Genomic DNA, 20,274 nt, shown 5'->3' with positions numbered 1-20,274 from the left:
GGCGCTTCGCGCCACGGGTGGGGCGCGCACATCGTCCGGCTCCGCCGAAGCGGATGCGGCGACGCTCCGCGCCGCTGTCATCAGATTCGCTTCACCCCCGGCCTGAAGGCCGAACCACTGCGAATGAAGCCCGGTAGCGGAGCCGCGCGTGTGCGCGCGACAGTGGACAGTTCAGCTGACAAACACGTCGATGCTTCCCACAGCGGCGGTTCGAGGGGCCGGTTGGGGATGGCCATGACGTTGGCGCTGGCGGTAGCGGCTGATCGGCCCCGCCCTCCGTCATGGCCGGCTGCCGCATGCCTGATGCCGGGCCGCTTCGCCTGGTGGTCCGGGTAGTGTTCCCGACATGGACTTCGATACCACCGTAGAGCGAGCTCAACGCCTCAAGCAGCTGCACGCCCAAAGCAAGCCGCTCGTGCTGCCGACCGTGTGGGACGCCTGGTCCGCGCGTGCAGCAGTGGCCGCCGGGTTCCCCGCGCTGACGGTCGGCAGCCATCCCCTCGCAGACTCCCGAGGGGCAGCGGATCACGAGGGGCAGACCTTCGACGATGTGCTCGCCGCCGTCAAGCCGATCATCGCGGCGGTCGACGTCCCCGTGTCTGTGGACCTGGAGTCCGGATACGGGCAAAAGCCTGCTGATCTCGTCGCCGGGCTCATCGAGGTCGGCGGGGTCGGCCTCAACATCGAGGACACCGTCCACTCGGACGGCGGCCGGGTGCGCAGCACCAAGGAGCACGCCAATTACATTGCAGGTCTGCGTACGGCGGCGGACGAGTCAGGTGTCGCGGTCTGGGTGAACGGGCGCACCGACCTCTTCCTGCACGCGCAGGACGCTTCCGGCGTCCTCCACGAGGCGATCGAGCGACTGCGTGCTTTGGAGGAGGCCGGAGCGGACAGCGTCTACCCGGTAGGAATCCAGGACAACGATGAACTGCTCACCGCGGTGATCGGGGCAGTGAACATCCCCGTCAATTCCACGGCCCATCCCGTCAAGCACGATCTCGAGCGTTTCCGTCGCCTCGGCGTAGGCCGGATCACCTACGGCCCGCTCCTGCAAATCGCCCTGACCGACACGATGAAGGACATGCTCAAGCCCTGGGCACCTTGAGAAGTTGACCGGGCGGCAGGGTCCGGCCGCGCCGCCAGAACTCTTCGCCGCACGGTGGAAGTCAGGCGCGGACTTGCGAGGTTGCGTCGCCATAGTCGGCTCTCCCGGATGGCGCCGCATCGCCCGAGTTGAGGCAAGCCTGCCCTGGTGACCGGTGAGTGGCCTGGAGGTCGAAGGACCTCCAGCCGCTTCAACACCGCCGAATGCAGGACGGCTGCGACGCCGAAATCACCCTAGAGCCCGTCGTAATGGTGAAATGACACGTCGTCATCGGGTCTGTCCTTCGTGGATACCCCGGCCTTTAGGCCGGGGAGGAAACGTAGCTCCTGCGGAGCAGGGCAGGGAAAGTCGGTTCGCCGCCAGGGCGGACCGGGGTCTACCGTCCACCGGACGACACCCGCTGGCCACACGGAAGTTGATAGCGTGTGAGGCGTGACGCGGCAGGTCAATTTCGATCCGTTCTTGCCGCGGTCGGTCGGATGCGGTCCCGTCAGCTGCCCCCTTTGAGGGCCCGGACGCTGACCGAATCGATCGCGCACCGCGACCAGTCCAGCCCACCCGGGAGCCGAGTTCGTCCAGGACCAGGCGGTGGAGCTTGGCCCACACCCGGGCCTCGGTCCACTCGGTGAACCGGCGGAAGGCGGTGACGCCGGACAGGCCGAATCCGGATGGCAGTTGGTTCCACGTGCAGCCCGAAGTGGCTACGAAGATGATCGCGGCGAGTACCTCCCGGTCCCCTCGTCGGCGGTGCCCTCCGCCCTGCGGGCGTTCCGGTGCCGGCGGGACCACCCGCTGAACAACTCCCACAGGTCTTCCGGCGCCAACCACTCGACAAGCGCAGCAGTCACCACCCCAGAGTGCCGCAAGATCACACCAACTGAAATGACGTCGAGTACTCCAGTGGTAGATCGTGATCTCGCCGTCAGGCAGGCCCTACTCGTTCGCGCCGTGCCCCGGTGGCCACCCGATGACGCCGTCCGCTTGAACGTTGCGCAAGGACGCTCCTTCGAACCGGGCACCGGTGACGTAGGTCAGCCCGAGCCGGGGCACGCCAGTGTTCACGCTTCCGAACCTGGCGTCGGTCAGATCGGTGTCGCGCAGGTCAGCACCCCGCAGATCGCATCCGGCCAGGCTGACCTCGCGCAGTGAAGCCCCGCGCAGGTCTGCGTCGTTGAAGTCACAGAACTTGAACCAGCACCCGTCCAGGGTGGCGTGGCGTAGATCGGCCCCGATGAACGAGCAGCGGGTGAACCGCAGCCGCGACGTGCGAGCGGAAGCCAGGTTCTGGCCGGTGAAGTCCTCACCGTTCACGGCCGCATAACTGTGGAACGCGGCGAGTCGTTGTCTCGCGGTCAGCGGCGTGGTCATGTGCGCCAGCGTGTCAGCCGGATCGGTGGCCGTCGCCCGGATTTCCGGCAGTTCGCCGTCTGTCAGCCGATGCCCGCCATGAGGACGGCCTCGTCCTTGCTGTCCAACCAGCGGATGTCCTTGTCGTAGCGCAAGAACCACCGATCGGTGCAGGCCGCGATCAGAGTGTCCGTGAACAGGTCCTCGGTCAGGACGGGACGGGTGGACCTGCCCGATCGTCGGCACGTAGGGCGCCTGCACCAGCGGACGTAGCCAGTCCCAGCGCAATCGCTTCGCTTCAGAGTACTCATCTCGTACTCGAGGCCCGGGCCCCCACGCGATACGTCACGGCCCGAGCCAGGTACATCGAGCAGGTCAGTTCGAGCTGTCGCCGGCCGCGCAGGAGCAGGCACTGCCCTCCATCAGCGCGCCGGCGTCCAGCGCGACGACGAGCCCAAAAGAGACGTCAGACCCGCTCCAGAGGCCGATGCGGCCCGCTGGGAAGCTCCGTCTTGATCGTATCGCCCGGGCGCACCGCGCCGCCCTGCTTCACGATGCTCATGATTCCGGCCCTGCGCACGACGTTCCCGGCCTCATCGCGGCCGACAACCTGCTTCAGCAGCCCGTCCTGGAAGTTGTCGATCTGCAGGCAGGGATTGCGCAGGCCGGTCACCTCCAGCACCGCATCGTCGCCGATGCGCAGCAGCGTGCCGACCGGCAGACCCAGCAGATCAATGCCGCGGGTGGTGATGTTCTCGCCGAGGTCACCGGGCACCACCTTGAATCCCTGTGCACTGACCTCGGCGAAGAGCTCTTCATGGATGAGGTGGACTTGGCGCAGGTTCGGCTGGGTGGGGTCCTGCGCAACTCGAGAGCGGTGTTTGACCGTCACGCCGGCATGCACATCACCCTCCACACCGAGCCCGGCGAGCAGCATGATGCTGTCCCGGTTCGGCTTGGTGAAGGAGTACTCGCCGTTGCTGCTGACTGCCGCCACTATCCCGCTCATCCTCGAAATCCCCTCCCGTGACCATGGTCAGCCACGACCCTAACCCTTGGGCTCAAGGCACAGCAGCCACGATCCACCGCGGGTGAGACCGTTCGCCCGAGACGTCGCCACCGCGGGTGCTCGAAGTGGATGACTTCGCGCTCCGCGAAGGACACAGCTACGGCACCGTCCTGATCCACACCGAGACCCGCCCGTCCTCGAGGTGTGCCGGTGTGCAACTGACGATCACCGATTGCGCCTGGGGCGTGGTCTTCTCACTCGCCCGCGCCCACCGCACGACACTCAGGCAGCCCCTCCAGCCCCGCGGACAGATCACAAGAAGGCAGCTGCTCGAACACCACGCGCCGTGCCCGAGCCAGAGGAATGCTGCCGTACTCGCGAAACAGATCCACCAGAACGGGCATCGTGTTCGCATGCTCCGTCAGCCGCAACTGCCGCAAGGACACGACCCCGGGCACCCCCAGCGCCACGACCGAGACCACCACCGCCGCAATCTCCACTGCACCCCCTCGCCCAAACGCCGCCTGCCAACCGACCCGATCAGCGAAGCAGACGGGGCCCGGCCGCCCTGCCTAGAGCCCTTGTCCCGGTGCGACCTCAGGGAGGATGGGGGCATGGATCCAGTGCTGCACCAATTACCGGCTGTCTACTGGACCGTTCCGTACGTGAGCTCCCGGTTTCCGGGGTCGTCGGAGGTGGCTGACCTTCCCCGTCTGGAGGAGGGTGCAAACTGCCAGCTGTTCGCCTACGCGGTGCTTCGGCACTTCGGCCTGGCTCCTCCTGATCTGCGTTCGAGTGAACTATGGGCCGATACCCAGGCCACCGTCCGTGTATCGGCTGCTCAGCCGCTGGACCTGGTGCTGTTCAACGCCACGGATGATGCTTACGGCGCCCACGTAGGCGTGTGGGTGAACGAGGGGCACGTGCTGCATCTGTGTGCAGAGATAGGGCGCCCGGTGGTCTGGGAGATGGCAGAGTTCGTGAAGCGGCAGCGCTACCGGGTCTTGATCGGCATCAAGCGTGTGATCGACAGACCCCAGGACACTGCCGGCTGAACTCAGGACCTGCATGGCATCCCGGGTCCCGGCGGGCGGGGAAGTCGGAGAGCGGCCTCGCAATAGCTAGCCCCGGGCCGAGGTGATCTTGCTGTGGCTGGTGTGGTCACGGCATCGGAGCCGTCACGGATAGCCCGTTCACTGGGTTGAGTCCGCGCCAGTTCGGCAAGTTGATCAGCGGGTTGCGGCGTGAGGGCGCGGACCTGGGGCCATCATCGGATGCTGATCCGCCGGCGAGGTCGTGTCGGACATGCAGCACGACCACCCTCGTCGTCATCACCGCGAAGTCCGCCGTGCGCAAGGTCTTTGGCCTTGCCACCGTAGTCGTCCGTTTCGCTTGACCTCTTGCGCGTCAGTCCGGCAGCCAGTGCAGCTCGTGCGCCAGGGTTTGGGCGACGGCACGGATACGGCGGTGCAGCGGCGACTGCTCGCGTGGCAGGACCAGGTGGATCGTCAGGCTGGGCGCGCCTTTCAGCGGTCGCCAGGTGAGACCGGCCGGTTGTGCCGTGGCCGCGGCTTCGCCGGCCGGGGCGAGGGTGACCCCGTCGCGCAGGTCGCGCTGAGACATGTCGAAAGCGACTGCGGGCGTGTGGAATCGGGGGTGTGGCCGGGTGTCTCGGAACAGTGCGGACAGCTGCTCGTGGATCACGGGGTTGGCCGCACGGTCCGGCAGCCGCAGCGGATACGCGGCCGCGTCGGCGATCTCGATCTCCGCGAGTTCGGCCAGCGGATGGTGCTGCGCCAGCTGGACCCCGATGCGCGCACGCCGCAGCAGGTACCGGCGCACGCCACGGCCCGGCTGTTCACCGCGGGTGATCCCGGCATCGATACGGCCCTCGGCGACCGCCGGGGAGATCTCCGGTGTCGCCATCGGGACCGCGCCGACCTCAAGTCCGCTGGTGCCGCGCAGCAGCCTGTCCACCAGGGCCGGTACCGTCTCGGCCCCGGCGCTGAGGCTGTATCCGATGCGCAGCGTGCCCAGTTCACCGGCCGCGGCGCTCCGGGCGGTGTCCCACGCCCGGTCCAGCGCCGCCAGCGCGGGCGGCGCGGACTCCGCCAAAGCCGCACCGGCCGTGGTCAACACGACGCTGCGCGTGTTGCGGACCAGCAGGGCCGTACCGAGTTCCGCCTCCAACCGGCGCATCCGGGCGCTGAGTGCGGGTTGTGCGATTCCGATCCGTGCGGCCGCGCGGGTGAAGTTCAACTCCTGCGCCAGTACCAGGAAGTACCGCAGGCTCACCGTATCCGGCGCCACGTGCCCTCCCGGCCGATTGATAACGATCCGCTCTGAGTCTATCCCGTACCGGTCTTTCCCTCGCCCGCGCATCAAGCCCTAACCTGCGCCTATGACGGTTCAACTGACCGCAGTACCCGTCGCCGGGAGCGATCGATCTGCGTGTCCATTCGACGCCGGACGTGTCCGGCCCACCACAGGAGGGTTCCATGGCTAAGGGCTACTGGGTCAGTGTCTACCCCGCAATTTCCGACCCTGAGGGGCTGACTGCCTACGACAAGCTGGCTGGTCCGGCTGTCCAGGCCGGGGGCGGGCGCCTCCTGTCCCGGATCCCGTCCCGTGGCGGTCGAGTCGTCGCCCACGAGGCCGGCATCACGCAACGCGTCGTTCTGATCGAGTTCGACAGCTTTGAACAGGCTGTCGCGGCATACGAGAGCGAGGCATACCAGAAGGCTCTGGCGGCCCTCCCCGACGGCGTCCAGCGCGACTTCCGCATCATCGACGGCATCAACTGACCAGCGGGCCCAGCCATCACTGAGAAGGTGCTCTTGGTGACTCCCGCGCTCTCGGCGATGCGCGACCGTCGTTGGACCGCACCACAGACGGCACAGGTCCAGGTCCTGATGTGCAGGGGCTTGGGCCCGTCCTTGGCCCCGCAGGTGGAGCAGGTCTGGCTGGTCGGCTCGTACCGGCCGATCTTCACCAGGGTCCGCCCGTACCGAACCGCCTTGTATTCCAGCATGTGCACGAACTGCGTCCAGCCCGCGTCGTGCACACTCTTCGCCAGCCCGGTGCGTGCCAGTGCTTTGACCGCCAGGTCTTCCACGCCGATCGCTTGGTTGTCGCGGATCAGCTTCGTGGAGAGCTGGTGGTGGAACTCACGGCGGGCGTCGGCCACTTGCGCATGCACGCGGGCAACCTTCAGACGGGCCTTCTCCCGGTTCTTCGATCCCTTCTGTTTGCGGGACAGGCCCCGCTGGGCCTTCTTCAGCTTTTTCTCCGCGCGGCGCAGGAACCGCGGGGAATCGATCTTCGTGCCGTTGGAGAGGACGGCGAAGTGGATCAGGCCCAGGTCGATGCCGACCCTCTGGTCACTGTCGGGCATCGCGGTGGCGTCGGCGTGCGGATCGGTGTCGATCACGAAGGAGGCGAAGTACCGTCCGGCCGCGTCCTTGATCACGGTGACGGAGGAAGGCCTGGCGGGCAGGGTGCGGGACCACTTCACCTTCACCGCCCCGACCTTGGGAAGGTTCAGCCGCCCGGAATCGGTGATCGACCAGCGGGCGTTGACGGTGAAGCGGAGCGACTGACGGCTGTCCTTGCGGGACTTGAACCGGGGTGCACCCATCTTCGGACCCTTGCGGGCCCCTTGGAGGGAGGCGAAGAAGTTCCTGTAGGCGGCCTCCGCGTCCCGCAACGACTGCTGGAGCACGACAGCGGAGACCTCGCCCAACCAGGACCGCTCAGGTGTCTGTTTCGCCTCGGTGATCAGCTTCCTGGACAGCTCACCGGCCGTCGGGAACGCCTCTCGGCTGCGAAGTGGAACCCGATGAGGACGGCCGTCTCGCCGGAGGCGGTACCGGGGCGCCGGACCGGTCAGGCGCCCCGCCAAGCCCCGATTTCCCTTCTCCGTGGGTGGACGGCCGCGCAGGTTGCCTGTTGATCCACATCCATTACGGGTAGACGGGTCGGCATGGCTGAAGTCGTACAGGCTGGACTGTGGGGGTTGGTGGCGGGCTCGGCGCTGCTGCTCGGTGCTGCGCTGGGGTATGGGCTGCGGGTGCCGCAGAAGGTGATCGCGACGGTGATGGCGTTCGGTGCCGGTGTGCTGATCTCGGCGGTGTCCTTCGAGCTGGTCGGGGAGGCGTACGAGCAGGCGGGGCTTGCCCCCGCGGCCATCGGCGCCCTCATCGGCGCGCTCGCCTACACCGGGGGCAACGTGTGGCTGGCCGGCCAGGGTGCACGCCACCGCAAGCGCTCCGGCCACGCGCAGGCGCAGCCTTCGGAGGCCGAGCAGGGCGGGTCCGGGGCGGCGCTCGCGCTCGGCGCCCTGCTCGATGGGGTGCCGGAGTCCGCGGTCATCGGCGTCAGCCTGCTGGATGGCGGAGCGGTGAGTCTGGTGACGGTAGCCGCGGTGTTCATCAGCAACGTTCCCGAGGGGCTGTCCAGTTCGGCAGGGATGAAGAAGGCCGGCCGCACCAAGGGGTATGTCTTCGGTGTCTGGACCGCCATCGCCGCGGCCAGCACGGTGTCGTCCGTCCTCGGTTACACGGTCATCGGTTCCTTCTCCCCCGCCGTGATCGCCGCGGTGACCGCGGTGGCGGCCGGGGCGATCCTCGCCATGATCGCCGACACGATGATCCCCGAAGCGTTCGAAGACGCCCACCTTGCCATCGGACTGATCACCGTGAGCGGCTTCCTCGTCTCCTTCGCCCTCTCCCACACCTGACCGCTGGGGCTGTAAGGGGACGGACCATGCCGTGGTGCTGTGTGTGACGGGTGGCGCCCGAGTCCCGTCCGAAGGCCCTGGCGCCCGCAGGTCCCCAGGGGAATCTGGCATGCCCATACCGGCCCTGAACGGTGCCGGAGGCGTTGTAGTACCGAGCTGACGGAAAGGCGGTGACGGCGCCCCAGATACTGCCGAGGTCGGCGGGTGAACCGCGGCAGCCCTCGCGCGTCTTCCGCCGAGCCCGCTGCAGCCCCAACCATGGGCCTGTCAGCCGGACGCGATGCTTTCGGGGTCGTCCGCCGGGGTGCCGACGCGGAGCCACCGGTAGCCGTACGGGGGCAGGTCGACGTGGAACATGCCGTCCTGGCCTGCCTTGAGACCGTTGTGTCCCTCGTCGAGCAGGTCCGTCAACCGTCCGCCGGATCCGGCTTCGGCCAGTTCCAGCCGTACGGTGTGCGGCCGGTCCGCGAAGTTGTGTACGGCCAGCACGGTGCCGTCACCGGCGCGGCAGACGTGCGCCAGCACGGCGTCCTCCCCCGTCGTGAGCAAACGGTAGTCACCCCAGGCCAGTTCGGGAGCTTCCCGGTAGCGTTCGATGAACAGACGCATGCGGCTCAGCAGGGAAGCAGGATCGCGGCTCTGCTCATACACGTTGATCTTCTGGGGGCCGAACGCGCCGTCCACCAACGGGTTGGGGAAGGCGTCCGGCTCGGCGGTGGAGAACCCGGCGGTCTTCTCCGGGGTCCACTGCATCGGGGTGCGCACGGCCTGGCGTCCCTCCGCGGCCAGGTTCTCGCCCATGCCGATTTCCTCGCCGTAGAAGAGCACAGGGGTGCCCGGCAGGGTGAACAGCAGGCTGTAGGCGAGTTCGACGCGGCGTCGGTCGCCGTCGACCATGGGCGGGAGCCTGCGCCGCAGCCCTCGGTCGTACAGCTGCATGTCCTTCTCCGGGCCGAAGGACGCGAACACCTCGGCCCGTTGGTCGTCGCTGAGTTTGTCGAGGGTGAGTTCGTCGTGGTTGCGCACGAACATGGCCCAGTGGGCGTCGCGCGGTGCCGCGGGGCGGTCGCGCAGTGCGGCGGCCAGCGGCCTGGCGTCGTGGCGTGCCATCGACAGGTACATCTGCTGCATCGCGACGAAGTCGAAGCACATGGTGAGTTCGTCGCCGCGGTCCGAGGAGGGGTCGCCGAAGAAGCGGGTGGTGCCGTCGTAGGGCAGGTTGACCTCGCCGAGCAGGACCGACTCGCCGTTGCGGCGGCCGAGGAAGGCACGCAGGTCGGCGAGGTACTCGTGCGGGTCGGGGAGTTCCCCCGCGTCGCTCTGTCCGTCGGTCTCCAACAGGAAGGGCACGGCGTCGACCCGGAAGCCGGACAGGCCGAGCTGGGTCCAGAAGCCTATGATGCGGGCTATCTCGTCACGGACCTCGGGGTGGGCGACGTTGAGGTCGGGCTGCTGCTTGTAGAAGCGGTGCAGATAGTACTGGCCGCTGCCCTCGTCGTACTCCCACAGGCTGTCCTCCGCGTCGGGGAAGACCACGCCCTGGGGGCCGTCCTCCGGTGGCTCGTCCTTCCAGACGTACCAGTCGCGGTGGGCGGAGTCCCGGCCGGAGCGGGCGTCCTTGAACCAGGGGTGGTCCTCGGAGGTGTGGTTGACGACGAGATCGGCGATCACGCGGATGCCTCGGTCGCGCGCGGTGCGGACGAACTCGGCGAAGTCGCCGAGGGTGCCCAGGCGCGGGTCCACGCCGTAGAAGTCCGTGATGTCGTAGCCGTCGTCACGCTCCCGCGTGGGGTAGAAGGGCATCAGCCACACGCAGGTCACGCCGAGGCGCACCAGGTGGTCGATGCGCTGGGTGAGCCCCGCGAAGTCTCCGATGCCGTCGCCGTTGCCGTCCTGGTACGTCTCGACGTCCAGGCAGTACACCACCGCGTTCTTCCACCACAGGTCGGAGGTGCGTGTCAGACGCATCGGTACTCCTTCGCCGTGGCGGGGATCGGACGGGTCACGTCGAGTCGCGGCAGTACCTCGGTGCCGAACGCGTCGATGAACGCGGCCTGTTCTCGGCCCACATGGTGCAGCATCACCGCGTCGAACCCCAGGTCGGCGTACTCCTGGAGCCGGGCGGCGTGCCGGCCGAGGTCGGAGGAGACCTCGACCGTGCGCGCCACCTGCTCGGGGGTGACGTGCTCGCTGACCACGTCGAACAGTTCCACGGAGTCGAGGTCCCAACTGACCGGCGGGGCGTGCACGTTGGTCCGCCACTGATCGTGCGCGAGGGCGAGCGCCTCCGCCTCGTCGGGCGCCCAGCTCAGGTGCACCTGGAGGTGGAGGGGTCCACGGCCGCCCGCGTCACGGTACGCGCCGATGATCTCGCGCAGGCGTTCGCGCGGGGCGTTGACCGTGATCAGTCCGTCCGCCCACTCGGCGCACCAGGCCGCGGTGGCAGTGCTGCACGCGGCTCCTATCAGCGGCGGTTCCTCGGGCGGCAGCGTCCACAGCCGGGCCCGGTCCACCCTCACCAGCCCGTCGTGGCTGACCTCCTCGCCCCGCAACAGCGCCCGGATGACGTCGACGCACTCCCGCAGGCGCGCGGAACGGGTGTCCTTGCGGGGCCAGCCCGCGCCGGTGATGTGTTCGTTGGAGGCCTCTCCGGTGCCCAGCGCGGTCCAGAACCGGCCCGGGTTCATGGACGCGAGCGTGGCGATCGCCTGGGCAACGACGGCGGGATGGTAGCGCTGACCGGGCGCGTTCACCACACCGAACGGCACCTGGTCGGTGGCTTGGAGGGCGGCTCCGAGCCATGACCAGGCGAAGCCGGACTCCCCCTGACGCACGCTCCACGGCGAGAAGTGGTCCGAGCACATGGCGGCGGTGAAGCCCGCCTGCTCCGCGCGTACCACGGCGTCGAGCAGCTCCGCGGGCGGAATCTGCTCGTGCGAGGCGTGTAATCCGTAGACAGTCATGGCAAGCGACTACCCCCCGGACGGTCCCTCAGCGGGCGCCGACCCCACGGGGGTCGTCGCCGTCGCGACTCCCGCGCCGCACGATGCGCGTGGTGGGGTTGCAGGGCGCGGGGGCCCCGGTAAGTGGCCTCGGAGGACGTCCACGGCGGAGCGACCTTGGGCGACCTCAAGAGGCCCGCTCCGGCGAGAGCCGTCTGCGCCATGCGTCGGCGACCGCGTCGCCCTCGGTGCCGACGGCTTCGTGTCCGGCCGAGCGCCGCCGCGGGTCCTCAGGCCCCGGGCTCGCATGTCCGCGTGTCAGGTGCTCGCGTGGCGACGGACGGCCGGCCTCCGTGGAGCCGCGTGGTGGGCGGGCCTGTCGGCGTCCTCGGACCGGTGCTGCCGCAGCCACAGGGTCGTCGCGGACAGCAGACCGGCGAAGACGACCAGCATGAGTACGGGCACCCACATCTGCCGACTGCCGGGGTTCTGCCAGCCTCCCCAGGCAGCCGTCGCCGCCCAGAGAAGAACGCCCAGCGTGTAGAAGGCTCGGATGCGGCGCATCTGCCGTACCGCCCGCAGGAGCTTGGAGTCATCGTTCTTCGGTGCCATGCGCAGCCGTGTACCCCCTATCTCTCCTCTCGATCAGCCTGAGGGATCTGTCGCCCGCACCCCAGTCCCAGTAATCCGGTTTCACCTGGTAGCCGGCATCCATGAGCTGCCAGGCGACCCACTCCGCTCCCGCCTCGATCGAGGATATTTACACTGGTCAGCAACCTGTCAACCAGGTACCACCAGCAGACCAAGAACCTGCCGATAGCAGTCCCTCTGCCCTCGGGTTCGGCCGCCGCTCACGCGCCCGGACACAAGGCGCCTGATCGTGCTGCTGACCTGCAACAACAAACCGAATGCGCGAGAGGAAGGCACATTCGACCCGGATTCGCCCCGCCCCCTCCCACCGCGGCAGCGACCAGCATTGATCTGCAGTCACGCGAATTCTGCCGCTATACCACCAGTTCTGTTCCGCTCAGGGGACGACCATGCTCTGCGTCCTGTGCGATGCAGGGGACGAGGGCAACGTCCATGCGCGGAAGGTACTGGCGGGCGAGCGTCGTGCAGTTGACGCGCCCCGCTCCTCGGACGACGGGAATTATCTCCGCGTGAATCTGGACCGGTTGGTCCTCGTCCTTCGGCCGTTCCGGTCCGGGTGCGGGAGATGGCCCAGGCCACCTACGGCGCTGGAACGGGGCAAGGAGCCACGGCGGTCGAGGCGGTGGTTGTGAAGGCAGCGCCGCCCGCCTCGAAGACCGGCCGGTTCGCCGACGAGGTCGTCCTGCCGTCGGCGAAGGCCGTCTCCCACAAGGACCTCCGCGCGGACACGAAGCGGCTCCTGCTCTTCCTGGCAACCGACCAACCGACGCCTGCCGGCCCTGTGTTGGGCGTGTCGCGGATGACGACCAGCCGGAGCGGGCTGCAGCCTGAAAGCATGACCGACCCGAGCCAAGACCCCCGCTTCCTCCAGGACCCCTACCCCACCTACGCGGCCATGCGGTCCAGTTGCCCCGTGCAGCCCCTGCCCACCGGGTCCGGCGGGCACCCCAGCTACGTGGTCACCGGCTACGCGGAAGCCCGGGAAGCCCTCGGCGACGCTCGGCTCTCGAAGGACACGGCCGCGTTCTTCGCGGGCAAGGAGTCACGGCGTCGGCTGCACCCGGCAGTGGCACACACCATGTTGGCCACCGATCCACCCCAGCACACCCGGCTGCGCAAGCTGGTGACCAAGGCGTTCACGAACGGAGCCGTCGCGCAGCTGCGTCCGTTCATCGCCCGCGTCACCGACGAGTTGCTGGATCAGTGGCCCGTCGGCGAACGGTTCGACTTCGTGGCCGGCCTGGCGGTGCCGCTGCCGGTCATCGTGATCTGCGAACTGCTCGGAGTGCCTGCGGGAGACCGGCCCGACGTCCGGCGCTGGTCCGGGGAGCTGTTCGCGGCAGGCAGGCCCGACGCCATCGACGCGGCCTCGCATTCCCTGGCCGACTACATGACGGCCCTCATCGCCGCAAAGCGCCTGAAGCCCGGCAGCTCCCTCCTCGACGGACTCATCTCGACTCGCGACGCAGACGACCGTCTCAGCGAAGAGGAACTGGTCTCCCTGGCGGTGCTGCTGCTCGTGGCCGGGCACGAGAGCACCACCAACTTCCTCGGCAACGCCACCCTCGCGCTGCTCCAGCGCCCCGCCGAGCTGGATCGCCTCCGGAAGAATCCGGACGATGTCCCGGCCATACTCGACGAGTTGCTTCGATTCGACTCCCCCATCAGTACCGCCACCTTCCGGTTCACCACCGAAGCCGTCACGCTCGGCGGTACCGACATCCCGGCCGGCACCCCGGTACTGATCGCCCTCGGAGCCGCCAACCGCGACCCGGCACGCTACCCGTCACCGGACCTGCTCGACCTGGACCGGGACGCCACCGCCCACCTCAGCTTCGGCCACGGCATCCACCGCTGCGTCGGCGCTCCCCTGGCCAAGGCCGAGGCGGAGATCGCCCTGCGAGCGGTACTGAGCCGGTTTCCCGGAATCCGGCTCGCTGGACCAGCCGACCGGTTGGAGTGGCGCCACACGCGTCTCGTCCGCGGGCTCGTATCGCTTCCCGTCCGCGCGAACCATGAGTCATCCCCGAAGGGCGCCTCCCGCTCCCGGGACGCCCGCCGCTCAACGAAAGGACCACGTCGTAAGTGAACGCCGTCTCGACGCTGGCGATCAGCGCCCTCCTGGTGATTCTTCTGGGCGTGTTCGTGCTGAGTGTCTGGAAGACCGCGCGCGGCTTGCCGGCTCGCCGCTGGAAGCGCCCCGCATGGTGGGCTTTCCCCGCAGTCGTGCTCGTCGGTATCGGCTGCGTCACCTGGTTCGTCGGAGCCCTTTCCGGCGGCCTCGACGTCGGGGAGGCGTGCGCGGCTCGTGGCGTGCCGTACGACAAGGAATACCGGGCTGAACACTGGCGTGAGCCCTCACGCTGGTTCCCTCTGCACAACAAGTGCAACGCTCAGCACGACTTGGTGCCCACCTTCGTCAACCCCACACTCGTCGCCGTCGCCGTGCTGCTCCCCTGCTGTGCCGCGGGGGCAGTTGCGGCGTCGGCCCTCGAAAGGAACAAGCGTGAGCTACCACATTGACAGTCGGTCGCTGGCGGGCTGGCACCTCACCAAGACCTGTCTTGGCGTGCAGCCAAAGGACATCAACGACATCCGCCACGTCAATCTCACCAGGTGCACCGGCGGTGCTTCCCAGCAGTGGTACGTCTACTGACCAGAGGCCCTCGTTTCCGCCTGCCCCTGTCCCAGTCTCAGTGCCGCGTTTCTGACCCAAGGAACATCCGACTGAGCTTGATCTTGGGCGGGGTATCGGGACGCAGCCAGTTGGTCACGTTCACAGCCGGCACCAGCCGTCCCTCGGCGGCCTTCAGCTGCAGCAGCGCGGCCAGCAGCCGCCCAGGCCGAGCGGTGCCGATCGGGTTGTGGTTCAGCGCGGCGTACATCGCGCCGTGCCGGCGCCGGTGCTCGACCACGAGCGTGTCAGGTCCATCAACGAGGTCACCGGCCCGTCCGCGTACAACAGAGTGGGCAGCAGCTGTCTCTAGTCGGTCGCCGGGTCCAGGGAAATGGGGGCGTCCTTGTGGAAAGGCACCTCGTACACCACCGATACGACGCAGCAGTGCTCCGGCGCCGTATCGACGTAGCGCACGATGTGCTCCACCGAACCGTCCCGCGGGCGCGAACACCGTCCCCGAGCCACTCCCTCGCGGGCCGCGGCGAGCCGGGCCGGTTTGCGGCCCCGCAGCCATGCCTCGCGGTCGGGTCCGTCGGTCACGGCGAGCCCGAGCCCGACGGGGAAGCGACTGACCGCGTACACGACGAAATCTTCTCGCCCGACAGTGGCGAAGTGCAGCCGACGGCCGGCCGGGGAGCACGCACTGCAGCCATGGACCCGACCGCAGTGCGGACAGGGGCCGTCATCGAGGACGACCGCCTCCGGGTCGGCGTCCAGCAACTGTCCCAGGAGCAGCCGCAGCCCCGCGCGGACCATCAGGAGGCGCTCTCCTTCCAGGCCCGCCGTCTGCGCGGTGAGGCGTGCCCGTTCGTCGGGCGCAAGCCCTTCGCGCAGGGCCCTACGCTCCCCAGGCGCCGGCGTGGACAACACGAGGGTGCGCAGTGCGACGTAGCCGATCTCTCCGTCGGACCGCGCGCAGCCGAGATCGAGCGGTGGCGCGGGCAACGGAGTGCGCCGCTTACCCCAGCCGCCATCGGGATTGGTCGCAGGCACGATGGGAAAAGACGCGGGAAGGGGCACGTGATCGGGCACCACGGGTTCCATCAGGTCTCTCCCTCGCTCCCCCGGTGTCAGGCGCCGGTCCGCCCGTCGACGAGCTCACGTACGACGTCGAGGTGGCCGTTATGGCGGGACGTCTCCTCAACGAGGTGGAGGATCACCCACCGGAGGTCGACGCGGCGGCCGTCGCTGAGGGGACGCTTGGCCGTCGAGTCCAGGTCGTGTTCGGACACCAGGCGACGGTAGCGGGCGCTCTGCTCCTCGTACTCGGCGAGCAGCCGGGGCAACGGGATGCCGACTGCTGTCCGCATCTCCGGGTCGGGATCATCGTCGGTCGCCTCGGTGAGCGGCCCCGCGAGCTCCTCGCCCAGAAAAATCACGTGGAACCAGTAGTACTCGACCCAACGCAGATGGCTGATCAACCCGCACAACGTCATCAGCGGCGAACCGGGGAGCGGGGCCTTCCTGGACGCCTCCGCCATATGGGCCCCGGCCGCGGCGTACACCGCTGCCGAAGCCCATATGCCCTCTGCCGCGCAGCAGTTCGCAGCCCTGGCCGAACAGACCACAGCCCGCCTTGTCCGCGGCCGCGGACGGAGAGCTTGGGCGTTGCCGGGCCCTGCGCTAGAAGGTCAGGTTCCAGGCGTCGATCTTGCCTGTGTCGGAGGCGGCGTTGTCGTTGACGCGCAGCTTCCAGGTGCCGTTCGCGACCTCCGAGGAGGCGTTCACGGTGTAGGTCTGGGCGATGTTGTCGGCGCTGCCGCCGGTGTGGTTGTGCAGCGCGTAGACGGTGCCGTCCGGCGCCACCAGGTCGACCTTCAGGTCACCGATGTAGGTGTGCTTGATGTCCACACCCACCTTGAGGGTGGCCGGGGCGTTGCCGGTCACGCCGGTGATGGCAATCGGGCTTTCCACGGTCGCGTTGTCGTTGATGGCGAAGTCCGCGAGGTTCTCGAAGTACTTGCCGGGCGGCGGGGTGGTCCCGACGGCCTTGAGGGCGTCGGTCTGTCCCTCGCCGAAGAACGAGTTGTCGGCCGTCGTGCCCGTGCAGCGGCTGTCCGAGGGGCAGGCGATGTCGTTGGCCTGGGCGGCCAGCTTGGCGCGGATCTGCGCCGGGGTGATGCCCGGGTTGGCGCTGGCGATGAGCGCTGCCACGCCGACCACGTGCGGGGTGGCCATCGAGGTGCCGCTCTTGCTGCCGTAGCCGCCGCCGGGGACGGTGGAGTACACGTTGCTGCCCGGCGCCGCGACGTCGATGACGCCCTGCCCGTAGTTGGAGAACGAGGCCTTGGTGACGCCCGTGCCGTTGGCCGCGACGGTGACCACGCCCGGCAGTTCGGTCGGGATGTCGAGGCAGGCGTTGGTGATGGTGCGGGTGACCGGCGTCGAGTCGTTCGGGCTCGCGGAGTCGGTCGTCTTGTGGGCGAGGTCGTAGTTCTCGTTGCCCGCGGCGGCGATCTGGAGGGAGCCCTTGCTCTCGGCGTACTCCTGGGCGCGCTTGACGCCCTCGATGATGGCGGCCTGGTCGATGTTGTCCGGGCAGTTGAACTGCCACGGGTCCGTGTAATAGCTGTTGTTGGTGACCTTGAAGCCGTGGTCACCGGCCCAGACGAAGCCACAGATGGTGTTCTCGGCGAAGAAGAAGGAGTTGCCCGGCTCGGCGACCCGGACCGCGGAGATCGTCACCCCGGGGGCCACGCCGACGACGCCCTTGCCGTTCTTGGCCGCGGCGATGGTGCCCGCTACGTGGGTGCCGTGCGTGTCGACGTCCCGCCAGGCGCCGGCACGGGTGTCGGGCTTGCCGTAGGCGCAGGAGACCGAGTCGGCCGCGTTGAAGTTGGGCGCCAGGTCCTGGTGCTGGTCGTCCACACCGGTGTCCAGGATGCCGACCTTGACCGAGGCGGAGCCCGGGTTCACGGCCCAGGCCTGGTCGGCCTTGATCTGGCTCATGTCGGCCCGGACCGGTTCTCCGGCCGGGGTCGAGGCCTGAGCCGGATTGGCCGGGAGCGCCGGGTTGTAGGCGTCGGCTGGGACGTCCGAGGTGCGCGTGGCGCCGACCTGCTGCACGCCGGCGACGCCGCGCATGGTGGCGGCGAATCCGTTGGACGCCGAGTGGGCGACGATCACGCCGATGGCGTCGAAGTTCGAGAAGACGGTGCCGCCGTTGGCCGCGATCGCGGAGCGGACCGCCGAACTGTCACCGGGGGCGGTGATCACGAGGTAGGCACGCGTGCCGGCCACCCAGGTCGCGCTCTGGGAAGCGGCCACGGCCGTCGGAGCGTGAGCCTTGGCTGCCGGCAGGGTGGAGGGTGCGACAGGGAGCGTGCCCGCGAGGGCGCCCGGGGCGCCGAACGCGAAGGCGGCACCGAGCGTGGCAGCCAGCACCAGCGTGCGTCTGGAGCGGCTGGATATGTGGGGTATCAAGGCATCCTCCGGAAACGGCCCGGCCGTGCTGAGGGCACCGGCCGGGCCGTACGAAACGAGTGGTGGATGCAAGATGTCAGACGGGTCCTCCTGTACGGAAGTACCTTTCCGTACCGGGACGTTGTAGGGGCATGGCTGAAAGTCGACGACGTGTCGCTTCCCAAGGATGGGAAGAGGCCGGTCGCCGTCGCGCAGCAGTAGTGCGGGACCGTGGGCAGGCAGGCCAGCTGTCAGGTGGCGGCCGGCGCGCACGCGGTCACCGATGCCGACTCCCTCCCGCTTCAGTGGCGGCTGTTCCTGCCTCTTGGCGCCAAGCAGTGCCTCCAACTCAGCTTTGGACTGGTTTAGTTCATCGACTCGGGTGGCGGGATTGGCAGTGCCGATCTGGTCGAGCTATTGGCCGAGATGGAGGCGCGCGTTGTGCTGGACCTGGTTGCGTTCAGCGCGGAGTTTGCGGATCTTCTCGCGGGCCAGTTCGAGATCGACGCGGAGGCTTGTCGTGCTGGCCGGGTTGTCTCGGCGTAGCCGCGCCGCACTCCCCCGTGGTGCACCGCGCCCGCAACCTCACTTGCCTCGCGGGATGAGCTTTAGCGCTCGTTCCCGCCGCCTGACGGTCCCGGGACCTGTTGATACCGATCTGGCCCGCTGTCCTGACCAGGCAAAATGAGCAGATGAGGTGAGGTTGCGCAGACTCGGGGAAGAAGGTGCGGCAACCGACAGGAGGTTGCTGTGAAGGGTGGAGACCTGGAACTGGGCGAGTTGCTGGCCGCTGCGGAAGCGGCCCCGCCCGGTGAGTCCGTCGACGTCGTGGCACACGACCTGCAGAAGCGGTTCGGTGCCGAGAGCGTGTCCTTCCTGTTTGTCGACCTCATCGGCCAGCGGCTGGTCCGCCTGGCCGCGGCCGGCGATGAGCCCGCCGACCCTGGCGAGCCGATCGACCTGCAGGGCAGCGTCTACGACAGCGTGCTGCAGAGCCAGCGCCAGCATGTGGACCCGGACGGGCAGGGCGGACAGCGCGTCATCACGCCGGTCACCAACCGCGGCGACTGCATCGGCGTCCTGGAGTTGACCCTGCAGTCCGCGGACGACACTGTGCTGCAACAGGTCCGCGACGCGGCACACGCACTGGCCTACATCATCGTCACGGACCGGCGCTTCACCGACCTGTACCACCTGGTCCGGCGCACCACCGAGACCAGCCTGGCCGCGGAGATCCAGCATCAACTGCTTCCCTCGGCCCCCTGCTGCGAGGCGGCCCAGTTCACTCTGGCCGCCGGGCTGGTCCCGGCCGACGACATCGGTGGCGACACCTACGACTACACCCTCGACCGCGACACCCTGCACCTGTCGATCACCGACGCGATGGGACACGACACGAACTCCGCGTTGCTTGCCACCCTGTTGGTCGGTGCGCTGCGGCGGGCACGCCGCAGCGGCTGCGACGCCCTCAAGCAGGCCAACCACGCCCATCAGGCCCTGCTGAGCCACAGCCGCGGCCTGGCCACCGGACAGCTGCTGTGCGTCGACCTCGAAACGGGCCTGTGCGAACTGGTCAACGCCGGCCACCCCCGGCCGCTGCTGTTGCGTGACAACGCCGTCGAAGAGGTGGAACTCGCCGTCAACCTGCCGTTCGGTGTGGCAGCACCCACCCCCTACCACCTGCAGGAACTGCAGTTGCGTCCCGAGGACCGCCTGGTCCTGCTCACCGACGGCATGCAGGAGCGCGGTGCCGCGGCCGTCGACCTGGCCTCGGTCGTTCACGGCACCCGCGCGCTGCACCCGCGAGAAGCCGTCCGGAGCCTGACCGCCGCGGTGATCGACGCCTGCCATGGCAGCCTCGAGGACGACGCCACGGTCCTGATACTGGACTGGCACAGCAATCGCAGTCGGCCGGCCGAAACAAGACCCGACCCGCTGCGATGAGCCCTAACGGCCTACTCCCTGAGAGGGCGTTAAGTCCGTTTCTGGTAGCGGCCTGGTCCGGGTTGGGTGAGGAAGCCTTGGCGGGTGAGGCGTCCGAGGCGGCTGCGGGTGACGTTCACCGGGTCGTCGGTGGGCATGCCGAGGAGTTCGTGCGGTTCTCGGCCCGGAATGCCCGGTCGGGGAGCTGGTTGACATCTGCTCCGCGCTCCCGGAACTGCGCGCATCCCGAACGGTGTTGGATGCGCCGGTCCCCCGCGTTCGCTGTGGCCCCGTCCGGCTGCGTGCATCGTGCGCACGCTCCGCGACGGGTGGGCGGGTTCCCTCGCTCCTTCGTGCGCCTGGTCCGGCCTGGGCGGACCGATGCCCCGCAGCTCGCTCTGGTGCTGCGGGGGCGGTGCCGTCCGTCGCCGGATCGGGTGCCCGAGGGCGCGTCACCCGATCGTGATGCCGACGGCA

At 68.6% G+C, this 20,274-nt stretch carries 19 protein-coding genes and 4 pseudogenes; 10 read left to right on the top strand and 13 right to left on the bottom strand.

What is annotated here, in order from left to right; all coding sequences use genetic code 11:
* Positions 1-346: 346 nt before the first annotated feature.
* Positions 347-1,108, top strand: coding sequence for an isocitrate lyase/PEP mutase family protein (locus QF037_RS46090; protein ID WP_307035989.1), 762 nt, complete (start codon positions 347-349; stop codon positions 1,106-1,108).
* Positions 1,109-1,515: 407 nt separating this feature from the next.
* Here the strand turns inward: QF037_RS46090 and QF037_RS46085 are convergent.
* The 4 genes and pseudogenes from QF037_RS46085 to QF037_RS46070 all read right to left on the bottom strand — a co-directional run.
* Positions 1,516-1,956, bottom strand: a pseudogene (locus tag QF037_RS46085) (transposase); the annotation flags it as partial.
* An 85-nt stretch (positions 1,957-2,041) separates the two neighbouring features.
* On the bottom strand, positions 2,042-2,716 hold the full coding sequence (locus tag QF037_RS46080; protein ID WP_307035986.1) for a pentapeptide repeat-containing protein: 675 nt from the start codon (positions 2,714-2,716) through the stop codon (positions 2,042-2,044).
* Between the two features lie 205 nt (positions 2,717-2,921).
* Positions 2,922-3,464 carry an MOSC domain-containing protein gene (locus QF037_RS46075; protein WP_307035984.1) on the bottom strand — a complete coding sequence of 181 codons (543 nt, stop codon included), beginning with the start codon at positions 3,462-3,464 and terminating at the stop codon, positions 2,922-2,924.
* Between the two features lie 254 nt (positions 3,465-3,718).
* Positions 3,719-3,964: a hypothetical protein gene (locus QF037_RS46070; protein ID WP_307035982.1), complete on the bottom strand. Its 246-nt coding sequence runs from the start codon at positions 3,962-3,964 to the stop codon at positions 3,719-3,721.
* Positions 3,965-4,078: 114 nt separating this feature from the next.
* Between QF037_RS46070 and QF037_RS46065 the strand changes: the two genes are divergently transcribed.
* Positions 4,079-4,519, top strand: a complete 441-nt coding sequence (locus QF037_RS46065) for a hydrolase (protein ID WP_307035980.1) — start codon at positions 4,079-4,081, stop codon at positions 4,517-4,519.
* 93 nt (positions 4,520-4,612) lie between these two features.
* A pseudogene (locus tag QF037_RS46060) lies at positions 4,613-4,722 on the top strand (IS5/IS1182 family transposase); the annotation flags it as partial.
* A gap of 149 nt (positions 4,723-4,871) precedes the next feature.
* On the opposite strand, the gene QF037_RS46055 reads toward QF037_RS46060, so the two are convergent.
* Positions 4,872-5,774 carry a LysR family transcriptional regulator gene (locus tag QF037_RS46055; RefSeq protein WP_307035978.1) on the bottom strand — a complete coding sequence of 301 codons (903 nt, stop codon included), beginning with the start codon at positions 5,772-5,774 and terminating at the stop codon, positions 4,872-4,874.
* A gap of 188 nt (positions 5,775-5,962) precedes the next feature.
* Between QF037_RS46055 and QF037_RS46050 the strand changes: the two genes are divergently transcribed.
* Entirely contained in the window at positions 5,963-6,268 is a 306-nt protein-coding gene (locus tag QF037_RS46050; protein ID WP_307035976.1) for a DUF1330 domain-containing protein, read from the top strand.
* Positions 6,269-6,338: 70 nt separating this feature from the next.
* On the opposite strand, the pseudogene QF037_RS46045 reads toward QF037_RS46050, so the two are convergent.
* A pseudogene (locus QF037_RS46045) lies at positions 6,339-7,275 on the bottom strand (RNA-guided endonuclease InsQ/TnpB family protein); the annotation flags it as partial.
* A gap of 171 nt (positions 7,276-7,446) precedes the next feature.
* On the opposite strand from QF037_RS46045, the gene QF037_RS46040 reads away from it, so the two are divergent.
* Complete coding sequence (locus QF037_RS46040) at positions 7,447-8,202, top strand: ZIP family metal transporter (protein ID WP_307035975.1); 756 nt, start codon at positions 7,447-7,449, stop codon at positions 8,200-8,202.
* A 267-nt stretch (positions 8,203-8,469) separates the two neighbouring features.
* Here QF037_RS46040 and QF037_RS46035 read toward each other — a convergent pair whose 3' ends face one another.
* From QF037_RS46035 to QF037_RS46025, 3 genes are all read right to left on the bottom strand, one after another.
* The gene (locus tag QF037_RS46035; protein WP_307035973.1) at positions 8,470-10,170 is read right to left on the bottom strand and encodes an alpha-amylase family protein; all 1,701 of its coding nucleotides are present in this window, start codon (positions 10,168-10,170) and stop codon (positions 8,470-8,472) included.
* The gene (locus tag QF037_RS46030; protein WP_307035971.1) at positions 10,161-11,165 is read right to left on the bottom strand and encodes a TIGR03885 family FMN-dependent LLM class oxidoreductase; all 1,005 of its coding nucleotides are present in this window, start codon (positions 11,163-11,165) and stop codon (positions 10,161-10,163) included. The genes QF037_RS46035 and QF037_RS46030 overlap by 10 nt, the downstream gene beginning before the upstream one ends.
* A 297-nt stretch (positions 11,166-11,462) precedes the next feature.
* Positions 11,463-11,756: a hypothetical protein gene (locus QF037_RS46025; RefSeq protein WP_307035969.1), complete on the bottom strand. Its 294-nt coding sequence runs from the start codon at positions 11,754-11,756 to the stop codon at positions 11,463-11,465.
* 874 nt (positions 11,757-12,630) lie between these two features.
* Between QF037_RS46025 and QF037_RS46020 the strand changes: the two genes are divergently transcribed.
* The 3 genes from QF037_RS46020 to QF037_RS46010 are packed head-to-tail and all read left to right on the top strand — an operon-like array spanning position 12,631 to position 14,451.
* A complete protein-coding gene (locus QF037_RS46020; RefSeq protein WP_307037738.1) occupies positions 12,631-13,884 on the top strand; it encodes a cytochrome P450 family protein in 1,254 nt (417 codons plus the stop codon).
* A complete protein-coding gene (locus QF037_RS46015; RefSeq protein ID WP_307035967.1) occupies positions 13,881-14,318 on the top strand; it encodes a hypothetical protein in 438 nt (145 codons plus the stop codon). Before QF037_RS46020 ends, QF037_RS46015 begins: the two co-directional genes overlap by 4 nt.
* Positions 14,302-14,451: a hypothetical protein gene (locus QF037_RS46010; RefSeq protein WP_307035965.1), complete on the top strand. Its 150-nt coding sequence runs from the start codon at positions 14,302-14,304 to the stop codon at positions 14,449-14,451. The genes QF037_RS46015 and QF037_RS46010 overlap by 17 nt, the downstream gene beginning before the upstream one ends.
* A gap of 37 nt (positions 14,452-14,488) precedes the next feature.
* Here the strand turns inward: QF037_RS46010 and QF037_RS46005 are convergent, their stop codons facing one another.
* The 4 genes from QF037_RS46005 to QF037_RS45990 all read right to left on the bottom strand — a co-directional run bounded on the left by QF037_RS46005 (position 14,489) and on the right by QF037_RS45990 (position 17,856).
* Positions 14,489-14,710, bottom strand: coding sequence for a hypothetical protein (locus QF037_RS46005; RefSeq protein WP_307035963.1), 222 nt, complete (start codon positions 14,708-14,710; stop codon positions 14,489-14,491).
* Positions 14,711-14,778: 68 nt separating this feature from the next.
* Positions 14,779-15,465, bottom strand: a complete 687-nt coding sequence (locus QF037_RS46000; RefSeq protein ID WP_307035961.1) for a hypothetical protein — start codon at positions 15,463-15,465, stop codon at positions 14,779-14,781.
* A 77-nt stretch (positions 15,466-15,542) separates the two neighbouring features.
* Positions 15,543-15,953 (bottom strand): DinB family protein, encoded by a 411-nt coding sequence (locus tag QF037_RS45995; protein WP_307035959.1) that lies wholly within the window; start codon positions 15,951-15,953, stop codon positions 15,543-15,545.
* Between the two features lie 142 nt (positions 15,954-16,095).
* Positions 16,096-17,856: a S8 family peptidase gene (locus QF037_RS45990; RefSeq protein ID WP_307035957.1), complete on the bottom strand. Its 1,761-nt coding sequence runs from the start codon at positions 17,854-17,856 to the stop codon at positions 16,096-16,098.
* 177 nt (positions 17,857-18,033) lie between these two features.
* Here QF037_RS45990 and QF037_RS51210 point away from each other — a divergent pair.
* Positions 18,034-18,198, top strand: a pseudogene (locus tag QF037_RS51210) (transposase); the annotation flags it as partial.
* A gap of 426 nt (positions 18,199-18,624) precedes the next feature.
* A complete protein-coding gene (locus tag QF037_RS45980) occupies positions 18,625-19,818 on the top strand; it encodes a PP2C family protein-serine/threonine phosphatase (protein ID WP_307035953.1) in 1,194 nt (397 codons plus the stop codon).
* Positions 19,819-20,274 lie beyond the last annotated feature (456 nt).

Origin of the sequence: Streptomyces canus, from assembly GCF_030815415.1 — a bacterium.
Taxonomy (GTDB): Bacteria; Actinomycetota; Actinomycetes; order Streptomycetales; family Streptomycetaceae; genus Streptomyces; species Streptomyces canus_F.
The sequence above is the reverse complement of the archived record's forward strand: the minus strand, read 5'-3'. Positions and strand labels throughout refer to the sequence as shown.